We start from the raw sequence: 20946 nt of genomic DNA, 5'->3' as shown, positions 1-20946 counted from the left end.
ATGGAGTACCGTCTTTTGTGTATTTTACATTTGAACTTAATTGAGTTGGTGTAGTAGTAGGTTTTTTACCTGTATTTAATGATGAACCAGTATTTTGTGATGAGGATGTATTTTGGTTTATTGTTGGTGTAGTAGTAGGTTTTTTAATTTGTGAAGAACTACTAGAACCTAAACCTGATGTATTACCTTTAAGTTGTATCTTAATAGTAGATTTATAAGTTTTTGTAGGTGAAGTAGGTGATTTTGAGGTGGTTGAAGTAGTTCCGATTTTACCGGTATTAGTAAATCTTCCACCAATGTCACCAGTAACTTTTGGTATGGAAGTAGGTCTTGTTGTTGATGAAATTTTATTGTGAACACCTGATATAACTCTAGATCCATTTGAACCATAGAATTTAACAGCACCTGTTTTTGTCATCATAGCGTTGGCAACGCCAGAATCACCTAAAGTTAATGTTAGAGCTAACGTAGATAAAGAAGCAAGTGATATTGCTTTATAGTGAGGTTTTCTATTACTATTGGAATTTTTATTAGTTAGAGTATTTTTAAAATTTTTCATATCCGATTTGTTCTCCCTGTAAGAGTAATAAATCTAAAATTAAATAGAGATTTGTTTTAAATATATATTTTGTATTATCGTTAGAAGGATTGAAAAACTTAACATAAAATTTTTATATAGATTAAAACAAAAAGGCTAATTTAAAATTTATATAAAAAATAGAAAAACTCATTGAATAAATCAATGAGTTTTAATTTTTGGTTTATTAAGATTTAAAATATCTTTCAAGAAGTCCTTTGAAAGCTCTTCCGTGTCTAGCTTCATCTTTACACATTTCGTGTACAGTGTCATGTATTGCATCAAGATTTAATTGTTTAGCTAATGTTGCTAAATCTTTTTTACCTTGGCAAGCACCGTACTCAGCAGCAACTCTTTTTTCTAAGTTTACTTTAGTAGAGTTGTCAACAACTTCTCCTAAAAGTTCAGCAAGCTTTGCAGCATGCTCAGCTTCTTCGATAGCTATTCTTTTATAAGCTTCAGCAACTTCTGGATAACCTTCTCTATCAGCCTGTCTTGACATTGCTAAGTACATACCAACTTCTGTACACTCAGCTTCAAAGCCCATTTGTAATCCTTCAACTATTCTTGGGTCAACTCCTTTAGCAACACCTATAACGTGGTCATCAGCCCAAGTCATTTCTCCAGTTTGCTCAATGAATTTTGAAGCAGGAGCTTTACATATAGGACATACATCAGGTGCTGAACCTTCAGCTATATATCCACAAACACTACAAACAAATTTTTTCATAAATACCTCCAAAAATATAAAACAATTTAATCATTTAACATTTAAAAATTTATTTTCAATTGCTAATCATTATTATATAGTAAAAATTATTTATTTTCAATATGATAAATTAAAAAACTTAAATTTAATTAAAAACTTATTGAATTATAATCAAATTGTAAATTATTTATAGAAAAATTAACTTTAATAATATATAATTGTAATTAAATATTTAATAAATGGAGGGGGTTTATTGTTAAATTGCAGAACTAAATTTTTAGCTATTATTATTTTTCTTTGTTCTTCATTTGTTATAGGGATTGGGGTTAATGTATCAGCCAATAATTCGCAAAAAATTAAAGCAAATGTTGAGTTTTTAGATGACATTTCTGGAAGTAACAAATTTATTTTTAATGTGAGTATTGAAAATGATATAGAGGGAACAATTAAAGAGTTTTTTATAGAAGATGGACAAAAAATATTACCAGTTAGTACATACGAAGTTTCAAAAAATAAATATGTAATAGTTGTTGTGCCAGGTAGTAAGGAATTTAGTATTAGTAATGTGAAATTGGGAGTAACACTTGTTGTTAACAGAGCAGAAGAAAATATTAAGGGCATAGCTTCACTTGATGGAGAGAATAAAAATTTTAGAAGTGGTCGAGTTGTTAATGAACCAATGCTTTTATATCATGATCAAGATAAGATAATGTTAGCAGTTCAAATAGATGATCCTTGGGATACCCTCAAAAATGTACAAGCTGTTCTTGTTTATCCTGAATTAAGTAAAGATTTTGAAGTTTCTTTTGAGAAAAAGTATGTTATTGTATCAGGACAGCTTAAACAATTCGTTTATATAAGTATGAAAAGTTTTAGATCTAATCAAGTTTTGAAATTTAATATTAATTTGTTATTTCAACGTGGTTTAAATGATGTGTCTTTACGTGGAGTTAGTAAAGTTTTTTCATATAATTTTGACGTTGATACTATTGTAAAAAAATTTGTGAAAAGTGTATACTCAAATTTATTAGGAAGACAAGCTACGGATTCGGAGATTGAAAAAAATTCAAAAAGTTTGATTAATAATTCCATTTCGGCAACAAATTTTATAATAAGTATTGTTGAAGGAAATGAGTTTAAAAATGTTAATATGTCAGATGAGGATTTTGTAAGTAGAGTATATAAAATTACATTAAATAGAGTTCCAGATAATGATGGTAAGAATTATTGGGTTAACGAAATAAAAAAATCATCAAGACTTGAAGTTTTGAAACAGATTCTCAAAAGTGATGAGTATATTAGGTTAATGAAGGAAATAGGTTTGAGTGCTTAATTTGTATAAACTATGGTTTAATTATTAAATCATAGTTTTTTTATGAGATAAAATTAAATAAAATTTAAAATATGAAAAAGTTATAAATTTAATAACGACTATATGGAAAAAAATTACAAAAAAATGTATTATGTTTAAGTTAGGAGAAAGTATGGAAAATTTAAAAATTGATTTCAAAGAGTTCATTTTAGATAATGGTCTCAAAATTATTATTTTAAAAAGAGATTGTAAGTTTTTTAATTTGAATTTTGGAATTAAAATTGGAAGTGCTTATGAGTTTGACAATGAGAGAGGATTCAGTCATTTTATTGAACATATGTTATTTAGGTCAAATTTAAAGTTCAGTAACTATGAAGTTAATAAGATTTTAGAATTTTTAGGAGGAGATTATGACGCCTTCACAGATTATGGCTCAACAATTTTTACTATTAGAGGGCTTTGTTGTGATCTTGAAAAATCAATAGAATTAATTTCTAGTATGGTTAGATATCCTAAATTTGATGATAGAGAAATGTACATAGAGAGAGATATAATAATTTCAGAAATAGAATCTTGTATAGCGGATTACGAAGAGTATAGCTTTATTAAGTTAAATGAAGAATCTTTTGAAAATTCTCATTTAAAGTATGATATAGCTGGAACAAAAGAGACAATTAAAAATATTGTTAGTGAAGATTTGCGTAGATTTTATGAGAAATATTATGTTTCTAATAATTCTTTTATGGTTGTTATAAGTTCGTATGATGAAAGTTATGTTATTAATTTATTGAAAAAATATTTTGACTCCTGGCAAAGTAAAGAATTGTTACATAAAAAATTGATTGAAGAAAGTAATATTCCTAAAAAAATAGTTACAGAGAAAAAAGATTTAGAATTAAGTACTGTAACATATTTATTCACTTTTAATAATTTGCTTCAGCATGAGAAAATACTTTTAAAGATTGCAGAGTATAAACTTGGCGGTGGTTCAAATTCAATATTGTTTAAGAGAGTTAGAGAAGAAAATGGTTTAGCATATGATATTTATACTCAATTAGAACTTAGTGATGAGTTTAAGGGTATGTATATTTTCTGTGCAACTAACGATCAAAATGTAAATGAAGTTATAAAAATTATTGATAGTTGTATAGAAGATATAAAAAATTGTAAGAATTATTTCAATGATTATAGTTTGCAACTTATTAAAAAATTACAATTAATGTCTATATATTCAACACTTGAGGATAATGAAAAACTTGGACTTTACTTATTAGAGAAAATAATCTACAAAAAAAACATTAATGATTATTTGGATGATTTATCGATGATAGAAAAGGTAAGTTCAGAAGAATTAATGAATGTATGCAAAAAATATTTTAATAATCCAACAATTCATATTCTTAAAGGTAAATAATTATGGATAGAGATTTTATAATTGCAAAAAATTTAGCATTAAAATTATTAAATAGGTATGATAAAACTCAAAATGAAATGAAAAAATATCTTATTAATAAGTCTATAATGCCTGATATCGTAAATAAAGTTATTGAATATTTAATGGAATATAATTTTATAAATGATGAAAGGTATGCTAGAAATTATATAAATAAAAACATTTTTAAATATGGGGAAAAAAAGATATTTTTTGATTTAGTTTTAAAGGGAGTAGATAGTGAGTTTTTAAAGGAAGAATTTTCAAAAATATCTGACGAGCAGAAAATAGATATCGGTATTAAAATTTGTCAAAAAAAATATGATTCCATTAAACATAAATTTGAAGGATTCAAAATTAAACATAAACTTTTTTGTCATTTGATTAGTAAGGGATATGATTATGACTTATCTAATCACATAATAGGGGAAGTTATGGAAAAGAATAATTAAGAAAGTTTGTGTTAGATACTTATAAAAGGGGATTACTGGGTGTTTGAGCTATTATTGGATATCTTTAATAGTGGTATTGTAACTATCTTTATTGTGATTCTGTTTGTTTTAACTATAGTTAAAGGAATTATTCAATATACTAAATTTTATTATGTGTTTAGAGATATAAAATTTTATATTAATATTATTTCTTTGTATCTTATTTATTTGTCGTATAATTTTATAGCATACGAATTGTATTATCTTGTACTTAAATTTTTTAATTTGCAGTATATAGATTATAATTTTTGGGGACTAATTTTGAAATTAGTGCTATTTATTTTTGTGTTTTTTATCTACACGTTTATATGTAGATGTATATATATAATAGTTTTTAAAAGTATGGTTATTGAATGTCATAATCTTTTATGTAAATTACCGAATGTATTTAAGTTTACTGTTTTTGGTTTAATAAAAATTCCTAGAGCGATACTTAATGTTTTGATTTTTGTATTTGCACTAAATACATTTTCAATGTTTTTAAATGAGGAAAACAAAGTTAGTAAAATAATAAATGCTTCGGAACTTTACAATAATTTATCTAGCAAAATAATTTTACCGTTTAAGTATGATTTAAATGAAATCATGTTAAATATTTTTAATCCTATATTTGATACATTTAAAGATATAAGCGTAAGAAATGTAAGATATTTATATAATGGTGTTACTATTGATGAGGCAACTATGAGTACAGATGACATGAAAGAATTTGCAATTAGTACTACAAGAGATATAAATAAATCCTACGATAAAGCGATGAAATTGTATTATGAAGTAATAGATATGCTAGATTATGACAATGAAAAATCAGAAGATATATTGAATGATGATTTTAGCAATTTATCTGGTGCCATATCAGCATTTGAAACAAAAAAAGGGATATGTTTTGATTATGCAAGTTTGTATTCTGTTTTTGCTGAAAGTATTAATTTACCTACACGAATAGTTGTTGGTAAAGGATTTGATGGTAATGAATGGATTAATCATGCTTGGAATGAAGTTTATATAGAGGAATTAGATGAATGGATTGAGATTGACACGACTTTTGGGGAAATAGCAAACTATTTTGATATTGAAAATTTTGGACAGGATCACAGAAAAGAAAGAATTATATGGGAATTTTCAGTTTAATATATAAAGAATTTGGGTAGTTTTAATGGGGGTTAAATCTACCCATTTATTATTTTTTATGTATTTAATATTTTATTTTGCACTGTTATTGTTATTATAGGATTCTAATATCATAGAAATGGCTTTTTTACATTCAAAATCGTCATTATTATAAGCCCATGACCAATTAAAATATGTAAGTGCTTTAGCGTTATCTCCAATTAGAGAGTAACAATATGCAAGATTAAATAAATATTTGTGATCTAATTTTATTTCTAAGGCCTGTTTAAGAAGATCTATTGCCTTATTGTATTCTTTTAATTTTATGTAGCAGACTGCTGAATTATATAATGAACATGCTTCACTTCCTTGTGTTTCAATAGATTTTTGATATAAGGAAATGGCTTTCTTGTAATCTTTTTTATTATAATAATCATTAGCTTTTTTAAAGTAAAAATCCAAAATTAATCACCTCTTGTTAAACTTAATAATATTATTCCAAAAATTACCTTGATTATTCAGTTTAAAATATAAATATTTTTGACATTAATATTGTATGTGATAAAATAAGAATAATGTTAAACTTTAGAAAAAAATATTGTTAATTGTGTGAATTTACGGAGGTTAAGATGAAAGAAGAATTACATAAATATATTCCTTCAGAATTTGAAAAAAGTATTTTTGAAATATGGCAAAAAAATGATTTGTTTAAAGCTAATGTTGATAGAGAAAAAAAACCGTATGTTATATCTATGCCTCCTCCTAACATAACAGGAAAACTTCATTTAGGTCATGCTCTTGACTTGACTCTGCAAGATATTTTAATAAGATTTAAACGAATGCAGGGTTATGAAGCTTTATGGGTTCCTGGTGAAGATCATGCAAGTATTGCAACTGAGGTTAGAGTTGAAAATGAGCTTTTAAAAGATGGTATAAAGAAAGAAGAATTAGGGCGTGAAAAGTTTTTAGAAAAAGTATGGCAGTGGACAGAAACTTACAGAAAAAAAATTAGAGAACAAATTGAAACCATGGGAGCATCTTGTGATTTTTCAAGAGAAGCTTTTACAATGGATAATAATTTGAGTAAAGCAGTTAGAGAAGTTTTTGTTAAGTTATATAATCAAGGATATATTTATCAAGGGAATAGAATTACAAATTGGTGTCCTAAATGTACTACTGCGCTTTCTGATGCTGAAATTGAGTATAAAGAGATGGAAGGTAAATTTTGGCATATAAAATATCCTTTAGAAGATGGAAGTGGTTATTTAGAAATTGCAACGACTAGACCTGAAACAATGCTTGGTGATGTTGCTGTTATGGTTCACCCAGAAGATGAAAGATATAAGAAATATATAGGAAAAAATGTAATTCTTCCTTTAGTTGGTAGAAAAATTCCTGTAATAAGTGATTCGTATGTTGATATGGAATTTGCTACGGGAGTTGTTAAAGTTACTCCTGCACATGATCCAAACGATTATGAAGTGGGTATTCGTCATAATCTTCCTCAAATTAAAATTTTAGATGAAAAAGCTTGTATTAATGAAAATGGTTTTGAGTATGAAGGATTGTATAGATATGACGCTCGTCAAAAAATAGTAGAAGATTTAGATAAAAATGGTTTTTTGATTTCTGTAAAATCACATATTCATAATGTTAGTTGTCATGATAGATGTGGGACAATAATAGAACCAATGATTTCAAAACAATGGTATGTTAAGATGGATGAACTTGCAAAACCAGCTATAGAATGTGTTAAAAATAAAGAGGTTTCTTTCATACCTGAGAGATTTGAAAAAATTTATTTTAATTGGATGGATAATATTAAGGATTGGTGTATTTCAAGACAACTTTGGTGGGGACATAGAATTCCTGTATTTTATTGTAAAGATTGTAATCATATAACTGTTTCGTCTTGTGATGTTTTGAAATGTGAAAAGTGTTGTTCGGAAAATATTTATCAAGATGAAGATGTTTTAGATACATGGTTTAGTTCAGCGCTTTGGCCATTTTCTATATTGGGTTGGCCAGAAGAGACAGAAGATTTAAAATATTTTTATCCAAATGAAACTCTTGTAACAGGGTATGATATAATTTTCTTCTGGGTTGCTAGAATGATTTTTTCTGGTATACATAATATGAGACAAATTCCATTTAAAAAAGTGTTTATTCATGGAATTATAAGGGATTCTCAGGGAAGAAAAATGTCAAAGTCTCTTGACAACGGTGTCGACCCAATGGATGTAATTGAAAAATATGGTGCAGATGCTTTAAGATTTATGTTGATAAATGGAATATCACCGGGAAATGACATTAGATATATTGAAGAAAAAGTTGATTCTGCGTCTAATTTTGCTAATAAAATTTGGAATGCTTCAAAATTTGTTATGATGAATTTAGATGAGGATTTGATTAAAAAATATGAAAATTTAGATGAGTATAATTTAGCAGATAAATGGATTTTAAATAAATTGAATTCTCTTGTTTTTGAAGTGACTAATAATTTTGAAAAATTTGAATTGGGTGTTGGTCTTTCAAAGATATATGATTTTATTTGGACTGAATTTTGTGATTGGTATATAGAACTTTCAAAAACTGTTTTGTATGGAGATGATGAAAAACAAAAAGGAATCACTTTAAGAGTGTTGAAAAAAGTTCTTATTGATTCTTTAAAGCTTTTGCATCCAATAATGCCTTTTATAACAGAAAAATTATATTTTAATTTAAAAGATAATGATGAAGACTTTTTAGTTATATCTAAGTTTCCTATATATGATGAATCTGTTGATTTTAAAGTTTGTGAAGAAGAAATGAATCTAATAATTGAATCTATTAGAATGATAAGAAATTTAAGATCACAAATGAATATTCCTCCTTCTAAGAAAGCAAAGCTTTATATTGTACCTAAAGATAAATTCAGAAATATGTATCAAGAATCATTAGTTTATATTGAAAAATTAGGTTTAGCTAAGGAAATAGAAGTTATTGATGAAATTGATCAAGAACTTGTGAATTCTAATAAGGTTGTTTCAATAGTTACGTCTTCTTCTAATATGTATATACCTGTATTAGATTTAGTTGATGTGAAGAAGGAGCTTGATAGACTTACAAAAGAAGAGAAAAAATTAGAAATGGAAATAGATAGATTGGTTAAGAAACTTTCTAATGAGGGATTTGTTAATAAAGCTCCTGAAAAAGTTATACAAGATGAGAAAAATAAACTTAAAAAATATGAATCTATGCTTGAAGATGTTCAGAAAAGTATTCTAAATTTTAAAAATAATTTAGAATAAGGTTATCTTTATTTTGAATAAATTTAATATAAAATGCAAATAATCTTTCTTGAATTTATAATTTGAGAAGGATTATTTTCTATTATTTGGAAATTTATATATTTGAAAATGAATTTAAATAAATTTTAAGAGGGAGGAAGGAATGAAAAATGTTTTTAAAAATTTTGTATTAATATTTTCTGTTTTGGTTTTTTGTTTTTTAAGTGTTGTAGTGCCTAAGGCATCTACAGTAAATGTTGTAACCAAAACATCGGACAAGCTTTTAGGAAATTTTATAGAATCTGCTTATAATATTTTCTACAATAGAGAGTCTGATTTAGATGGGTTTACTTATTGGTATGAAATGCTTGGAAGTGGAAAAGCTTCTGCAAAATATTTTATTGAAAAGTTTGTTTTGGAATCATCAGAATTTTCTAAAACAACTAAACTTAAACAAGATTTTGTGGACAAAATATATAGATTTATTTTGGGAAGAGAAACAGATGAAGAAGGTATGGAATATTGGCTTAATTATATAGATAGTAGGATTTTACATTATTATAAAAGCGAATACCCTTCAAATTATACAAATAGTGAAATTTTAACTTTACGATGGAACATAAATGATTCTCCAAAAGTAATTCATGATGTTGTAAATAAGATTATAAGTGGTGGAGAATTTGCTATAAGAATTTCTTTTATGAATATAAAATTATATAAAGATGATGTTATACTGTCTACTGAGAGAAGTAACCCTTCAAGTGTGTATAACTCTGTTACTAGAAATATAAATTATGAAGATAATAGTGAGGCTGTTTTAAAAGCTGAGAAAGATGCAGATGATTTACAAAAAGAATTATCAAAACGTCCAGGGGCACTTAGTCTTAAAAATAAAATTTTAAAATATTTAGGAAATAATATTAATAATGTTGCGGTTTCATTTTATGATGCAACAACCCATGAATTTTTTGATATAAATGGAGATGTTTTATTTAAGGCTGGGAGTACTCATAAGGTTCCTCTTAATATAGTTTTATATGACCTTGTACAAGCTGGTAAAATAGATCTAAATGATAAAGTTGCCTATGTTCATGAAAAACATTATGAAGGGGGAGCGGGTGTATTACAAAATAGTATTGTTAATAATACTCTTCCTCCACAAAAATTTAGTGAGTTATCAAAGAGATCTCTTTTAAATTCTGATAATATTGCAGCGAATATGCTTATAACTGGTATAAATCAATATACGAGTTTATATAGAGAGTATGGAAATATTTTAGGTTATCCATTAAATCGTATAGGAAATATGTTTTCCACCAATGAAATGAATATGTTTTTGAAAAAATTATATTATAATGAAAAGAATAATCCGTATTATAAAGATATAATTGAGTATCTTAAAAAAAGTTCAACAGGTGTTAGAATAGGAAGATATATACCAGAGAGCATTGTTGCAAATAAATATGGTGCATATCAAGGAAATTATCATGATATAGGGATTGTTTTTGGTGATAGACCATTTATTTTGAGTATATATACAAAGGATGTAGCTGATCCAGAGACAATAATTTCTAATATTGCAAAAATTGTTTATGAAAGATAGATTTTAGATAAGGCCGTTTATACGGTCTTATTTTTTTAAAAAAATTTTAATGATGTGTATATATAAATAAATTTTAGATAAAATAAATTTTATGTTACCCGTATGTTTAATAATTTGTACATAATTTAAGAAAAAAATATTTAAAAATATTTATATTTTTGAATAACATATTTATATTAAAAAATATTTTGAGGTGGGATTTATGCAGAGTTTGTATATTTGTAATGTTTCATCTAATTATATTTCAAGAGTTTGTTTGGATAGCGATAAAGAAGAAAAAATTTATATAAGTATGGATAAAAAATTACTTGGATCCCATGGAATAGACTTGAGTGATGAGAAACTTTATGTAGCAGCCAATGACAATTATAATTTTTACGAAATAGACATAAAGAGCAAAAATGTTAAAAATTATTATGTTGGTATGCTTACAAATGATTTAAAACTCAAAAACAATTATATGTATTTGATATGTAGTGAAAATAATTGTCTTATTATATATGATATGGTTGAAGATCATCTCTGTTATGAAATAGAATGTGGCAATTATCCTCATAGTATGGACATCTCAGATAAAAGTAAATTGATTTCTATTACGAATATGCATAATAATCAATTAACAATAGTTAATTATGAAGAAAATGATTTTGTAAGAAATATAAGAACTGGAAATTTACCTATGAAATCAAAATTTCATAGAGATGGAAGACATATTTTTGTATGTGAAAGTAATTTGGGAGATGAGGTTGAAGGAACTTTTAGTGTTTATGATTCGCAGACAGGTGAAAAATATAAAAGTATAACTCTTCATAAATCACCAATAGATATGTGTTTTGATTATGAAGCAAATATAGTTTTTGTATCAAATCATTTGGGAAATTGCATAAGTGTAATTGATTTATCAAGTTTTAAAGAAATTAGTAGAATTGATATATGTGGAACTCCTAGAGGTATATATAAAAGGGGAAGATTTTTGTACGTTGTTATAAGTGATAAAGATAAGCTTTTGAAATATGATATATATACGAAAGACGAGGAGTTTATAAAAATTGGTTCGGAACCAACTTGTATTTATAGCCATTAGCTTAGTGATACTTAGTATATATTTGAAAAAATTTATACTAAGTATCATTTTTTTTGTCCTGTAAGCAAAGATAAAATTAAATTATACGTATTTGTGGGATTATCTTTACAATTTTTAATTATGGATTCAAGTTGCTCTTTTGAATTTACTTTTAAATTTAAGTTTAGAAGTTGTTCTTCACTTTTATTAAATTTAAGCTCTACCATAAAACTGTTTGGTTTAATTTTTGAATAATTAGTTTCTACATTTATTGTTTGATTTTTTTGATTTATGGAAGCCATGTAATTGTTAAAACAATCAATTTTAAATTGAGATATTCTATTTTGAAACATTTCTAAAATTTTTTTTCCCCGTGGAGCTAATTTATAAAGTATTTCATTTTTGGGTTTTAAGATTATAAGATAATTACTTTCAACGAGGTCATTTAAATATTGTTGAAGTAGGAAATAATTTAAAAAATTATTGTTTAAAATGATATCTGTTATGTACGTATTTGTACAAGGTTGTTTTAATTTTTTAATTATATATAAAATGAGAAGTTTGTTATCAGCAAGCTCTATAATGTTATTTAACATATATTTGATTCACCTCATTAATTTTACATATATAGTTATTCTAATCTTAAAAATAAAATAATACAAATAAAAAAATATTTAAACGCATGAAATTTTAATAATAAAAATATATTAGCATATACTTTAAAGAAAAAATAATTGTAAGGAGGATAAATTATTGAGAAAAAGAAATAAAAAGCAAAAGAGGTTCGGACATTCATTTAAAGGAATGGTGTTAATTTTATTTTTATCTGTATTTGTTACATATTTTTATTTTAATGATCCTGCAGTATTTACTTTTAGCAATCAAAAATCTCTTCCAATTTATCGAGTTGATACTAATGAAAAAAAGGTTGCAATAACTTTTGATGTGAATTGGGGAAAAGATAGAACTGAAGAAATTTTAGAAATTTTAGATAAGCATGATGCTAAAGCAACATTTTTTTTAATAGGAAAGTGGATTGATTATAATGAACAAAATGTAGAGCTTGTTAAAGAAATGCATAAAAGAGGACATGAACTTGGAAATCATAGTAATCTTCATCCAGATTTTACAAATTTATCAAGAGAAAAAATAATTAAAGAAATTGAAATAACAGATAGCAAAATTTATGAATTAACAAATAAGAGAAGTAAATTATTTAGATTTCCAAAAGGAGAATACGATCAAGAGTCAATAGAAATTGTTAAAAGTTTGGGATATATTCCAATACAGTGGGATGTTGATTCGATTGATTGGAAAGAACAAGGAGCAGAGGTTGAATATAATAGAGTTTCTAGTAAAATTAAACCTGGTTCTATAATTTTGTTTCATAATAATACACAATATACTCCCGAAAATTTAGATAAAATTATAGGTGAATTTAAAAAACAAGGATATAAATTTGTCACAGTATCAGAATTGATTTATCACGAAAATTACGAAATTGATATTATGGGTGTACAAAAAAAATTAAAAATATAACTAAAATATAACTAAAATATAAATAAATTTAAAATATTGCAAAAATTATTAATAAATTTTATAATATACCTATGAGTTTTGAAAAAGTAATAAAAAATATCTTGACTAATATACATATTAGAGAACTAAAAACTAATGTGGAGAGGTGTAGTATGGACACAAACTTGGTTAATAATAGGATATGGCTTGAAGGGAAAGTAGTAGCTAAGCCTAGATTTAGTCATGAAATGTTTGGAGAAGGGTTTTATAATTTTGATATGGAAGTTATGCGTCTTAGTGATTCAAAAGACATACTTAGTGTTACCATATCAGAAAGAATAATGCTTGGGATAGATTTTTCTATTGGAACTGAAATAATGCTTGAAGGACAATTGAGATCTTATAATAAAATAGTTGATGGGAGAAATAAGTTAATATTAACCGTTTTTGCTAGGAATGTAATGATTTGTACGGAAAAAAGTAAAAATCCAAATGAGATATATTTAGATGGATATATTTGTAAGCCACCATTATATAGGACAACCCCTTTTGGAAGAGAAATAGCGGACGTACTTTTAGCTGTTAATAGAGCTTATAATAAATCAGATTACATACCTACTATAGCATGGGGTAGAAATTCAAGATTTTGTAAAAATTTACAAGTTGGTGATAATATAAGAGTGTGGGGAAGACTCCAAAGTAGAGAGTATCAGAAGAAAATTTCTGAAACTGAAAAGATAACTAAAGTGGCTTATGAAGTTTCTGTTTCTAAAATGGAAAAGGTTGATAAAGATAATAAAGTTGTAGAAACTTCTGAAGATGTTGGATAAAAAAGACCATCGTTTGATGGTCTTTTTTCTTATCTATTTTTATAAACTACGCAAATCTTCTAAAATTTGAGTTTTATCTTTTACAGATTGATCAATTTCTTTAATAATTCTTGCAGGAGATCCAGTTACAACTGTATTAGGAGGAACATCTTTTGTTACTACTGCACCAGCACCAACTACAGAATTTTGTCCTATTTTAACACCTTCAAGTATTACAGCATTAGCTCCTATTAAAACATTGTCTTCTATTATACATGGGTCTTTTGATGGTGGTTCCAAAACTCCAGCCACAACGGCACCAGCACCTAAATGAACATTTTTTCCAAGTTTTCCACGAGCACCTATAACTGCATTCATGTCAACCATTGTTCCCTCTCCGATTTCAGCACCTATATTAATTACAGCTCCCATCATTATAACAGCATTTTTTTCTATTGTAACCATGTCACGGATTATTGCTCCAGGCTCAATTCTAGCTTCAATATCAATTAAATTTAGCATTGGAATTGCAGAATTTCTTTTGGAATTTTCAATTCTATATTGTTTAATTTTTGAAGCGTTCTTTTCCAGTAAAGTAATAACTTCTTCTTTTTCACCGAATAGAGTGTAATTTCCATTACTTCCGTAGAACTCTAAGTTCTCAAAGTCAGAATCTGTTAAAGTTCCTTTCAAATAAACTTTTAAAGGTGTTGATTTTTTAGCATCCCTTATGTATCTTGCTATATCATAAGGATTTTTCATATCGTAATCCATTGTAAAATCTCCTCTCATCTTAAAAATTTCAAATATATTATACATTAAATTTTGTAAAAAGAGTAAAAATTTTGTTTGATAATTGTAAGTAGTTACAAAAAAGTAAGTACTTTTTATAATTAAGATTATATTTTAATATATAGTTGTAAGGGGGAGAGTATTTTGAATAAAAGTATCAGAAATATTTTTAAATTTGCTGCCATAGGTTTTTCAATAATTTTCTTAGCATCTTGCACTTCAAATTCTATTGAAAGTAATAAGGAGGAGAAAAAAATGACTGTTACTAGTTCGGGAATTGTAAATGGCGTTATAGAAGATAAATACGGTAAAAGAGGAACGCAGTTTACAGAAAATGGTATGCCTAATTATTCTTTACCATTAAAAATTGAAAATGCACCTGAAGGTACAAAAACTTTTGCGATATTTTTAGAAGATAAGGACGCTATACCTGTTGCAGGATTTTCGTGGATACATTGGGTTGTAGCTAATATTGAAACAAATGATATTCCTGAAAATGCAAGTTTGTTGCAAAAAAATGAATTTGTTCAGGGAAGAAATAGTTGGAGTTCTTCGTTATTGGGAAGTGATGCTCTAAGTGTTGAAGAATCATCAATGTATGGAGGTATGGCACCACCTAATGCAGAACATAGATATGAAATTCATGTATATGCTTTAAGTGATGAGCTTGATCTTGAAAATGGTTTTTATGCAAATGAATTATTTGAAAAAATGCGAGGAAAAGTGCTTGATTCTACTACCATAGCTGGAACTTATAAAAATTAATTAAATGTGGACGAGAGACTATATTTTAGGATAAAATTTACCTATTATATAGTCTTTTTTTTATTGGGAGTAAAAAATGAAATTAAGAAGTGAATTTACTTGTCCACTTGAATTAGTGGTTGATATGATTTCAGGAAAATGGAAGTCAATAATAATTTGGAGATTAAGATTTGGTCCACAGCAACTTTCAAAACTTAAAAGAGATATTGTTGGGATAAATCAAAAAATGTTAATTCAGCACTTAAGTGAACTTATGGAATGTAATATAGTTGATAAAATTACATATGAAGGATACCCTTTGAAAGTAGAATATTTTTTAACTGAGTTTGGTTTTAGTTTAATAGAACCATTAGATATGCTACAGAGAATAGGAATCGTTGTTTTAAATAGGGAGGGGAAATATTTGCAAAAAAAAGGATACATACATGTTTATACGGGAGAGGGAAAAGGAAAAACTACTTCAGCATTAGGACTAGCATTTAGAAGTATAGGGGCAGGATTCAAAGTTATGATGGTACAGTTTTTAAAAAATTGGAATACATCAGAGCTTGAGAGTATCAAAATGATGAGAGATAATTTTGATGTTTATAGGATAGAGAGTAAAAAAGGATTTACATACAATTTAAATGAGGAAGAGCTAAAAATTTTAAAAGATGAAATTAGAATAGAGTTTGAAAAAGCTAAAAGTTTTATTGATTCTGAAAAATATGATTTGATTATTTTAGATGAAATTTTAGGAGCTGTACAAGGTGGATTTATCGATGAAAATGAAGTTATAGAAGTTATGAAAAATAAACCTGAAAGTTTAGAACTTGTATTAACTGGAAGAAATGCTTCAGATGAAATCATAAACAATGCTGATTTAGTTAGTAGAATTGAAAATGTAAAACATTATTATGATAATGGCATTTTAGCTAGGATAGGTATAGAATATTAAAAATTAAAAATATACAAATTATTATAAAAAAGAGGTTAAAATATGAATAAAAGAATGAAGAATGTTGAATATTCTGGAATAAGAAAATTTTTTAATGAGGTTAAAAAATATAGTGACGCAGTTTCTTTAACTGTTGGACAACCAGATTTTAAATTACCTAAATCTATAGAAGAAGGTATTATTAGAGCAACAAAGGAAGGAAAAACAGCTTATACAATAAATCAAGGAATTCCGGAATTAAGAGAAAGAATATCTAAATATTTAGATGATGAACATTCTATAAAATTTTCTAAAGATGAAATAATTTTAACAGTAGGAGGAAGCGAGGCTTTATTCGTAACATTTAATACAATCTTTAACGAAGGAGATTGTGTTCTTATACCTAGTCCAGGATATCCTGCCTATGAAAACACATTAAAATTTATTGGAGCTAAACCGATTTATTATGGGATTAATAAAAATGCAGGAATTGATGATGAAGGTATTGAGCAAAGTTTAAAAAATAATAATATTAAAGGAATCATTTTATGTTTTCCAAATAATCCTACAGGAATTTCTCTTTCAAAAGATGATAAAGAAAAATTATATAGTATCTTGGTGAAATATCCTGAGTGTAAAATAATAAGTGATGAAATGTACAGTGCAATTACGTATGATAAGTTTGAGACGATCTGTGAATATGAAGATATTTTAAATAGAACTATACTTGTTTCTGGATTTTCGAAAATGTTTTCTATGACAGGATTACGTTTAGGATTTATATGCGCAAAAACTCCTTATATTGAAGAGTTAAATAAAATACATCTTTACGCAACGTCTTCAGCTCCATCTATAGTTCAGTATGGAACCCTTTATGGATTTGATGAAGCACTTAAAGATGTGGTATTTATGAAAAATGAATTTAAAAAAAGAAGAGACTTTGTTTATAAAAGACTTGTAGAAATGGGATTTAAAGTTAAAAATCCTATGGGAGCTTTTTATATTTTTCCTTCACTTGAAGGTATAACAAATAAAAGTAGTTATGATTTTTGTGTAGACTTATTAAAAGATGGGAAAGTAGCATGTGTACCTGGAAGTGCATTTGGTTATATGGGAGAAGGATATATTAGAATAAGTTATTGTAATTCAATAGAAGAACTTGAAAAAGGATTATTAAGAGTGGAAAATTATATATAGAAAAAAGAGAGCAATATTGCTCTCTTTTTTATTTCAAATGGAAATTACTCAACATTTTCAGTGTATAAATCTTCTAAAGTTTCTGCTTCAGGTGCTTCTTCTACAATAGGTTCTTCTAAAGTTTGGAAAACATCATTTTCTATTAAGTTAGTAGTAATTAATTTAACATCGTATTTATCATAATCATATAGTTTTGCAACAGCAGAAGCAGCAGCGTATATATTTTCGTAAGAAGCAGTTTCTTTTATATTAGATAAAGTCTTTGTAAACTTAGATATTTTTCCAAATTCATCTTCTATATAGAAAATAATAGATACATTTGTGCTTATAAGATTATTTGTAATTAATCTAGAATCTTTCACGTTTTTTTACCTCATAAATAAGAATTTCTAATTACATTGAAAATTGGTTCATTTTCAATAATTAATTTACAATGAGATACTATTCATTTTATGGCCAAAGTGTTACTGAAAATTTTGGAATTTTCAATAATTTTTTTGAATCACATAAAATTAATAATAATTGAAAATTATGAATTAAATTTTAAAAATATATTGCCTTTTATTTAATAGTGATATAAAATAAAGATAATATTTTACAAAAATATTACAAGAAGATTTAAAATGTTTTATTGTTGAGTTGCTTATTGCAGTTTTATACGAAGAAAAAAAGATGAGGAAAAAGAGTGATGTTTTTTGTTGAAAGAAAGTTAGGTATGTTTTCAGGTAAAGTTTTAAAGTACCCTGTGTGTGGAATGGGGATTGTAGTGTTTAGTGTTATGATGTTTTCTGGTATTAGGGTAAAAGCACATTTAACTAAGAGATTTTGGAGTAGAGTGGGTAGTTTAGGATTAGAATATTTAAAAGAAACAAATAGAGCATTGGTTATCAAAGAAGGAGCTTCAAATCGTAGGCAATATTTAGAAGCAGTAAGGAAAGAAAGTTTAAATAAATCGAGGGAACTTACGTCTCTTGAAAAACTTCTAATAATGAATAATATTAAAAAAACGAATGATTCTGGAGATTTTTTGAGAAAAGTTGTAGAGAGAGAAATTTCTCATGGGAAATCAGAGTCTAGTTTTTATCATTTATTAGGAAGTCGTTGGAGTAACATAGAAAGGGCTTTCGATGATTTTGATGGTAGGAATGCAGATTTAATAACTAAAGATACCCAAGGTAATAAAATTTTTGTCAGTGGAGTAAGAGTACCGTTACTGGAGAGAGTTACCATAGTTGGAAATGATGATTCAAGCCTTACAGGACAGAGAAATTTTTTTACAGTTACTAGAGAAAATAGGGATAAAATTAATTTGTTTAATATCTTAAAAGAAGGACTCAGAAATCATTCTTCTGAGCAAAGTAGTGAAGTCGGGTTTTTATTAGTTTTTAATGGAGACATTACTAAATTTGGTTCTGTAGAAACCAAATTACCAGGAATTTTATTAAATGATCGTGATGCTGAAAGAAAGATATTTAGAACGTCAAGTTCATATGAGGAAGCAATACATAAAATTGGAGTAAATGATGCTAATAATTTAGCTGGAGATGGAACGATGCCTGATTGGAATCCAATAACATCTAAACGTTTACAAAACTATGCTCAAGGAAAAAGTTCTGAAAATGGATTAATAAAATTACATTCAGAATCTAATAGGGGAAAAAGTTTTTTTGGTAGTTCAGAAGCGAGTTCTAGTAATGAAAAAATTAAATTAGATAAGAGCGGATTGTTATCTAGTGGTGCAGAAGTTTATAGAAGTGAGTTGAATGTAGGATTAAAATCTGAAATAAAAATACCAACAAATAGGGTAGTTAAAAAATTAACGCTAAACAAAACAAAATAAGTTTGAAAATTAATTCATTGTAAAGGTGTGATTTTGGATAGTTTTAGCTATCCTTTTATTTTATATAAATTTGAAATAATGATTTTTGATTTTAGGGGGATATACATGAGTTTTAGAACAAAGAAAAGTTTAGATATGTATTGTAAAAGTTCGTATATATTGTTAGTTGTGGCTGCTTGTGCTATTACTATGGACGGTGACAAATCAAGTGCGACAGTTGGAAAAACAAAAGTTATTTCTACAACAGGGACAGGAGTTACAAGTAATTTACAGAGGTTAGGAAGTGGTGGTCTAGGAATTTCCTCTTCACTTCAACGAAGTTCATTTTTGTCTTCTGGTGGATCTGATGATGCTGTAGCTGGTTCTACTAGAAGGTTAAGTATTTCTTCTGTAGGAAGTGGAGTATCTCAACAAAGTGGATTAATAGGAATAGATCCTAGTTCAGGTCTTCCAACAGGAAAAGTTCAACATAAGTATGGAGTTTCAGCAAGTGATTTTAATGTTCTAGAAGTTCCAGGTGGTATTGAGCCAGGTGAACGATATGTTCAATTTACAAATATAAGAGGACAATTAGTTACATATAAAGAAGGCTTATCTACAAAATTAAAATTACTGTGGAATGAGTCTGAAATTGGAAGAGATCATTATGTTGGTTCAGATGGTAGAGTACATACTTATATCTATAGATCTAAACCTAATTGGGTTTCTGGGTCAGATATTCTTAATGCTCAAGGTGGAGATAGTGGTTCATCTAATTTACAACAACAGGGAAATATTTCTTCTACTGCATTAGGTTTAGCTAATATATCAGTAGGGACCCAGACAGATACGGGTACTTTAACAGGTAAAAAATATACAAGTCAACTCAATTTGAATGTTGATAAAGATGGTAATATTACTCAACAAAATAAGGGAACTAATACTAGAGATGGTGCAGGATTAGGTGCAAATGATGGAATAAGTAAAACTCAGTTGAATGTTAATGCAGATGGAAGAGTAGTTAGCAGATCGATAGGAACTAATACTGGGGTACCTATTGGAGTAAGCGAAACTGAGTTAAATATTGATGGAAGTGGTAAAGTAACTACTAGATCTGTAGGAACTAATACTGAAAGTGTAAGAGAAACAACTTCAGTAGTTACTCCGTTGGGTGGAGATAAAGATTTTTCTGATTCGTCTACTCAAACTGTGATTTCAGGTTCAGGATTACAGCCTAAAAAAAGTACTAACAAAGGAGTAAGAACTCAAACGGATCCAAATATTACAGGAGAAGGATTAACAAGTTTAGTTGCAAAGTCAGATGGAAGTCAAACTTCTTCAGGAGATGGAAGAAGTATTCCAGTTAAAAGTGTAGTTTATAATTTTGGAAAGATGCCAAGGTTTACTGCTAAAGGAAGTGAAGGTGATGCAGTTAAACCTTCTACGGGAAGTCAAACTTCATCACAAGGTGATGTAGATGGAGGAAGTATTCCAGTTAATAGTGTGGTTTATAAGTTTGGAAGTATGCCAAAGTTTACTGCTAAAGGAAGTGAAGGAGGTTCAA

20 protein-coding genes are annotated in these 20946 nt (G+C 27.2%); 14 read left to right on the top strand and 6 right to left on the bottom strand.

The window, feature by feature from the left end; genetic code table 11:
• Positions 1-559, bottom strand: a 559-nt coding sequence (locus tag A6P36_RS02125; protein WP_082917557.1) for a hypothetical protein, incomplete at its 3' end; no start/stop codon positions are given.
• Between the two features lie 205 nt (positions 560-764).
• The gene (locus A6P36_RS02120; RefSeq protein ID WP_066760557.1) at positions 765-1307 is read right to left on the bottom strand and encodes an NADH peroxidase; all 543 of its coding nucleotides are present in this window, start codon (positions 1305-1307) and stop codon (positions 765-767) included.
• Positions 1308-1539: 232 nt separating this feature from the next.
• On the opposite strand from A6P36_RS02120, the gene A6P36_RS02115 reads away from it, so the two are divergent.
• The 4 genes from A6P36_RS02115 (at position 1540) to A6P36_RS02100 (ending at position 5652) form a co-directional block, all read left to right on the top strand.
• Positions 1540-2619, top strand: coding sequence for a DUF4214 domain-containing protein (locus A6P36_RS02115; protein WP_066760556.1), 1080 nt, complete (start codon positions 1540-1542; stop codon positions 2617-2619).
• A gap of 151 nt (positions 2620-2770) precedes the next feature.
• Positions 2771-4012, top strand: coding sequence for a M16 family metallopeptidase (locus tag A6P36_RS02110; RefSeq protein ID WP_066760555.1), 1242 nt, complete (start codon positions 2771-2773; stop codon positions 4010-4012).
• Between the two features lie 2 nt (positions 4013-4014).
• Positions 4015-4482 (top strand): regulatory protein RecX, encoded by a 468-nt coding sequence (locus tag A6P36_RS02105; protein WP_066760554.1) that lies wholly within the window; start codon positions 4015-4017, stop codon positions 4480-4482.
• 309 nt (positions 4483-4791) lie between these two features.
• Positions 4792-5652: a transglutaminase-like domain-containing protein gene (locus tag A6P36_RS02100; RefSeq protein ID WP_242861625.1), complete on the top strand. Its 861-nt coding sequence runs from the start codon at positions 4792-4794 to the stop codon at positions 5650-5652.
• A 72-nt stretch (positions 5653-5724) separates the two neighbouring features.
• Here A6P36_RS02100 and A6P36_RS02095 read toward each other — a convergent pair whose 3' ends face one another.
• Positions 5725-6093 (bottom strand): tetratricopeptide repeat protein, encoded by a 369-nt coding sequence (locus tag A6P36_RS02095; protein ID WP_066760552.1) that lies wholly within the window; start codon positions 6091-6093, stop codon positions 5725-5727.
• A gap of 167 nt (positions 6094-6260) precedes the next feature.
• Between A6P36_RS02095 and A6P36_RS02090 the strand changes: the two genes are divergently transcribed.
• The 3 genes from A6P36_RS02090 (at position 6261) to A6P36_RS02080 (ending at position 11587) form a co-directional block, all read left to right on the top strand.
• Positions 6261-8921 carry a valine--tRNA ligase gene (locus A6P36_RS02090; RefSeq protein ID WP_066760551.1) on the top strand — a complete coding sequence of 887 codons (2661 nt, stop codon included), beginning with the start codon at positions 6261-6263 and terminating at the stop codon, positions 8919-8921.
• A gap of 142 nt (positions 8922-9063) precedes the next feature.
• Complete coding sequence (locus A6P36_RS02085; protein ID WP_066760550.1) at positions 9064-10503, top strand: serine hydrolase; 1440 nt, start codon at positions 9064-9066, stop codon at positions 10501-10503.
• A gap of 202 nt (positions 10504-10705) precedes the next feature.
• Positions 10706-11587 (top strand): YncE family protein, encoded by an 882-nt coding sequence (locus A6P36_RS02080; protein ID WP_066760549.1) that lies wholly within the window; start codon positions 10706-10708, stop codon positions 11585-11587.
• 44 nt (positions 11588-11631) lie between these two features.
• Here A6P36_RS02080 and A6P36_RS02075 read toward each other — a convergent pair whose 3' ends face one another.
• On the bottom strand, positions 11632-12162 hold the full coding sequence (locus A6P36_RS02075; protein ID WP_066760548.1) for a DUF4364 family protein: 531 nt from the start codon (positions 12160-12162) through the stop codon (positions 11632-11634).
• A gap of 208 nt (positions 12163-12370) precedes the next feature.
• Here A6P36_RS02075 and pdaB point away from each other — a divergent pair, with 208 nt between their 5' ends.
• Together pdaB and A6P36_RS02065 are read left to right on the top strand one after the other, a co-directional pair.
• On the top strand, positions 12371-13105 hold the full coding sequence (pdaB, locus tag A6P36_RS02070; RefSeq protein ID WP_066760560.1) for a polysaccharide deacetylase family sporulation protein PdaB: 735 nt from the start codon (positions 12371-12373) through the stop codon (positions 13103-13105).
• Positions 13106-13257: 152 nt separating this feature from the next.
• Positions 13258-13914, top strand: coding sequence for a single-stranded DNA-binding protein (locus A6P36_RS02065; RefSeq protein WP_066760547.1), 657 nt, complete (start codon positions 13258-13260; stop codon positions 13912-13914).
• Between the two features lie 39 nt (positions 13915-13953).
• Here A6P36_RS02065 and dapD read toward each other — a convergent pair whose 3' ends face one another.
• Positions 13954-14667 carry a 2,3,4,5-tetrahydropyridine-2,6-dicarboxylate N-acetyltransferase gene (dapD, locus tag A6P36_RS02060; RefSeq protein ID WP_066760546.1) on the bottom strand — a complete coding sequence of 238 codons (714 nt, stop codon included), beginning with the start codon at positions 14665-14667 and terminating at the stop codon, positions 13954-13956.
• Between the two features lie 162 nt (positions 14668-14829).
• On the opposite strand from dapD, the gene A6P36_RS02055 reads away from it, so the two are divergent.
• From A6P36_RS02055 to A6P36_RS08045, 3 genes are all read left to right on the top strand, one after another.
• The gene (locus tag A6P36_RS02055) at positions 14830-15450 is read left to right on the top strand and encodes a YbhB/YbcL family Raf kinase inhibitor-like protein (protein WP_369815405.1); all 621 of its coding nucleotides are present in this window, start codon (positions 14830-14832) and stop codon (positions 15448-15450) included.
• A 76-nt stretch (positions 15451-15526) separates the two neighbouring features.
• Positions 15527-16387: a cob(I)yrinic acid a,c-diamide adenosyltransferase gene (locus tag A6P36_RS08330; RefSeq protein ID WP_156507957.1), complete on the top strand. Its 861-nt coding sequence runs from the start codon at positions 15527-15529 to the stop codon at positions 16385-16387.
• 42 nt (positions 16388-16429) lie between these two features.
• Positions 16430-17563, top strand: coding sequence for a pyridoxal phosphate-dependent aminotransferase (locus A6P36_RS08045; protein WP_066760545.1), 1134 nt, complete (start codon positions 16430-16432; stop codon positions 17561-17563).
• 44 nt (positions 17564-17607) lie between these two features.
• Here A6P36_RS08045 and A6P36_RS02040 read toward each other — a convergent pair whose 3' ends face one another.
• Positions 17608-17925 carry a DUF1659 domain-containing protein gene (locus A6P36_RS02040; protein ID WP_066760544.1) on the bottom strand — a complete coding sequence of 106 codons (318 nt, stop codon included), beginning with the start codon at positions 17923-17925 and terminating at the stop codon, positions 17608-17610.
• A 323-nt stretch (positions 17926-18248) separates the two neighbouring features.
• Here A6P36_RS02040 and A6P36_RS02035 point away from each other — a divergent pair, with 323 nt between their 5' ends.
• Positions 18249-19403 (top strand): hypothetical protein, encoded by a 1155-nt coding sequence (locus tag A6P36_RS02035; RefSeq protein ID WP_156507956.1) that lies wholly within the window; start codon positions 18249-18251, stop codon positions 19401-19403.
• Between the two features lie 105 nt (positions 19404-19508).
• Positions 19509-20946: hypothetical protein (locus A6P36_RS02030; RefSeq protein WP_156507955.1), on the top strand; the 1438-nt coding region annotated here is incomplete at its 3' end.

Source organism: Candidatus Arthromitus sp. SFB-turkey (assembly GCF_001655775.1).
In the GTDB taxonomy this organism is placed as follows: Bacteria; Bacillota; Clostridia; order Clostridiales; family Clostridiaceae; genus Dwaynesavagella; species Dwaynesavagella gallinarum.
The sequence above is the reverse complement of the archived record's forward strand: the minus strand, read 5'-3'. Positions and strand labels throughout refer to the sequence as shown.